The 2810-nt window shown below is 70.5% G+C and carries 4 protein-coding genes; 3 read left to right on the plus strand and 1 reads right to left on the minus strand.

Annotated elements, in window-relative coordinates:
* Positions 1 to 147: 147 nt before the first annotated feature.
* Positions 148 to 402, plus strand: coding sequence for a hypothetical protein (locus ACFC1F_RS42975; protein ID WP_376167241.1), 255 nt, complete (start codon positions 148 to 150; stop codon positions 400 to 402).
* Positions 403 to 483: 81 nt separating this feature from the next.
* Here the strand turns inward: ACFC1F_RS42975 and ACFC1F_RS42980 are convergent, their stop codons facing one another.
* A complete protein-coding gene (locus ACFC1F_RS42980; protein WP_376167243.1) occupies positions 484 to 1125 on the minus strand; it encodes a hypothetical protein in 642 nt (213 codons plus the stop codon).
* A gap of 432 nt (positions 1126 to 1557) precedes the next feature.
* Here ACFC1F_RS42980 and ACFC1F_RS42985 point away from each other — a divergent pair, with 432 nt between their 5' ends.
* A complete protein-coding gene (locus ACFC1F_RS42985) occupies positions 1558 to 2115 on the plus strand; it encodes an NUDIX hydrolase (RefSeq protein ID WP_376167245.1) in 558 nt (185 codons plus the stop codon).
* A gap of 177 nt (positions 2116 to 2292) precedes the next feature.
* Positions 2293 to 2810 (plus strand): hypothetical protein (locus ACFC1F_RS42990; protein ID WP_376167247.1); only part of this gene is annotated, 518 nt, incomplete at its 3' end.

Here is a 2810-nt window from a genome sequence, read left to right on the forward strand (position 1 = left end):
TGGAAGGAAGCCCTGAACCAGTTCTCACTCTTCTTCGAGGACCGGCTCAGCATCCAATGACCACAGGGGACTTACACGAAGTCCCTTACACGCCCCACCGCTGCGACGAGGTCGAACCCGAACTCACGACGGTCGCCAGTCGCTGTCGTGCCGGGTCCGGTCACCCCGAAGAACATCGATGCCGCCCTGGGGCTGAAGGTCCGTCCGGACCAGGCGCACCTGGTCGCCCCGGTGGCCTCCTCGCCGGCCGAGGCGGACGCGTACGGCGAGTCCGCCTGGCCGCGGCTGGTCTACGGCGGAGAGCGGCTGGTCGGCTTCGTGATGGCCTTTTCGACGTGCTCTTCCAGCCCGGCGGGCGGGTTCAGCGGGGATCAGGAGATCGCGGAGCTGGAGCCGGTCTGAGCGGGGCGGGGCGGGGCAGGACAGGGCGGGCGACCCGACCGGCGCCGGGTCGCCCGCCTGTTCCACGGGTTCTGCTCAGACTCAGCCGACCAGTTGGAACTTGGTGGTCGGCACACCCTGGATGCTGGCGCAGTCCAGGTTCGACGTGGTGGCGCTGTAGGTCCAGCCCCGGGGGACGTCGCACGCCCACATGCCGTTGACCGGCTTGCGGAGGTGGAAGGTGGTGGAGGGGATGCCGCTTCCGTACGAGATGTTGCAGGAGGTGCTACGGCCGACGTAGTCATAGGTGAAGGCGGGGGTGCCCACGCAGGCGGTGAGGCCGTCGTACGGGGTGCGCAGGTGGTAGGCGTTGGAGATCACGCCGGACTGCTGGCTGCACGCGTAGCCCCAGGAGATGGAGTCGTAGACGAAGGCCGGCGTGCTGACACACGCGGTCAGCCCGTCGACGGGCGTGCGCAGGTGGAACTGCGGCGAGTTCCAGCTGCCGCCGCCGCTGCAGCTGCGGTTCATGGACACCTGGTCGTAGACGTAGCCGGCCGGGACGTCACACGCCCATACGCCGTCCAGACCGGTGGTGGTGCTCGTGGTGGTCGTGGCTGCGGAGGCGGGCGTGCTGGCGGCCGCGCCGGAGAGCAGCAGCGCCAGCGCGGCGAGGGCCGCGAGCAGGGCGGATCGGAGAGTTCGTGCGGTACGTGCGGTACGTGCGGTACGTGCGATGGACATGGTTCTCCCTCGGTGGAGGAGTTGCCGATGGATGCACGGTGCTGACGGCGGTGGTCGCGGGTGAGCGTTCACTGCCGTCGAAGGTTCTAGCACGCACGGTGGGCCGTCAGCCCGCTGCTCCGTCCCGGATTGATCATTCCGCCGACCGCCGTCTACACACCTCTGCGCGGTTTCTCCGGTTCATGTCAGCCGATCGCCGCGGTGACCTCGACGCGGCATGCGCCACCGCGCACGCTGCCCTCGACGCGCGCTGCCCCCGACGCGCGCTGCCCCCGACCTCGCCGGCGCCACTGTCGTCCAGCCGCTTCTCCTCCTGGCCGGCCCGCGCACTCCAGCAGGCCCTCACCCGTGGGCGGCCGAGAGGCCCGAACGAGAGCCTGCTGCGCGTGAGAGAGTCGGGGTACCAACTCGTACGTGCGTGAGGAGGGGCTGGTGCCAGGATCGGAGTGGCAGGTCCACGGCCGGCGGCAGGTATACGGCTCGCCGTGGGTGGAGCTGTGGCTCGACGACGTCGACATCCCCGGAACCGGACGAATCGAGCACCACGTCGTTCGCATGCCCCGCGCCTCCACCACCGCCGTCGTCACCGACGAGCAGGGCCGCTTCCTCCTCATCTACCGGCACCGCTTCATCACCGGCCGGTGGGGCTGGGAAGTCCCGGCCGGCTGGGCCGACCCCGGCGAGGAGCCGGCCGCCGCGATCGCGCGCGAGGTCGAGGAGGAGACCGGCTGGCGGCCGGGCCCGGTCGAGCTGATGACCGAGTACGACGCCATGGCGGGCATCAGCGACGCCCACTTCCGCTGCTACCACGTGACCGGGTGCACGCGGATCGGCGAGCCGCAGGACATCTCCGAGGCCGCCCGGGTCGAGTGGCTGACGGAGGCCGAGGTGGTCAAGCTCCTGGTGGGCGGCGAGATCTCCGACGGCCCGTCGCACGCGGCGCTCTCCTACTACCTCGGCCCGTACAGGCTCGGTCGCGCGGGCCGCTGACCTGCCGCCCTGTCGGTGGCGGGGCAGGGATCCTCCTCCCCGCGCAGCCGGAGGTCAGCCGGCGTCGGCGCCCCCACCGTACAGAGCGCGCTGTTCCTCCCAAGGTGGAGGGGCGGCTCGGCGCGGATTTCTCCGGCGTGCGCCTGCACAGGGGGTGCCGCTCCCAACGCCCCGGGGGTGCCGCTGCCCCGCGCCCGGTTCCGGCTCTCGCAGTCGAGGACGTTCGCCGGGCAGGTCGTGGACCTGTACGAACAGAATCAGCAGTCGGCGCGCAAGCGCAAGCGGCTGGAGACGGACGCCCTGGACGGCTACAGCCAGCTGTTCTTCATGCAGGTCGCGGCCATGGCCGACTACCTCGCGCAGGAGGCGGACAGCGGCCAGATCAAGAACCTGACGGTCGTGCTGTCCCGGTCCCAGCTCACGGACGTACGCGCGCTCCTCGACCCCGGGTTCCAGGACTTCCTGCGGGACAACAGCGACGTGATCGTCGACATGGTTGCACAGTTCCAGGCGAACCCCGGCGACGGCAGCGCGAACCTGGAGTTCCGCGACAACGCCACCCGGGAGGTCGACGGCCTCCCGGTGTCCCTCCTCACGTTCGCCGAGTCGACGCTCAAGGGCGTCCCCCAGGTGCCGCAGCAGAGCGTGTTCGGCGGCATGAACCAGATCGACCCGCACGAGGAGGAGGGCTCCAT

The sequence above is a fragment of the Kitasatospora sp. NPDC056181 genome (assembly GCF_042266225.1).
Taxonomy (GTDB): Bacteria; Actinomycetota; Actinomycetes; order Streptomycetales; family Streptomycetaceae; genus Kitasatospora.

Coding starts and splice junctions, on each gene's coding strand:
- ACFC1F_RS42980 (WP_376167243.1), bottom strand. CDS start 1,125: ATGTCCATCGCACGTACCGCACGTACCGCACGTACCGCACGAACTCTC.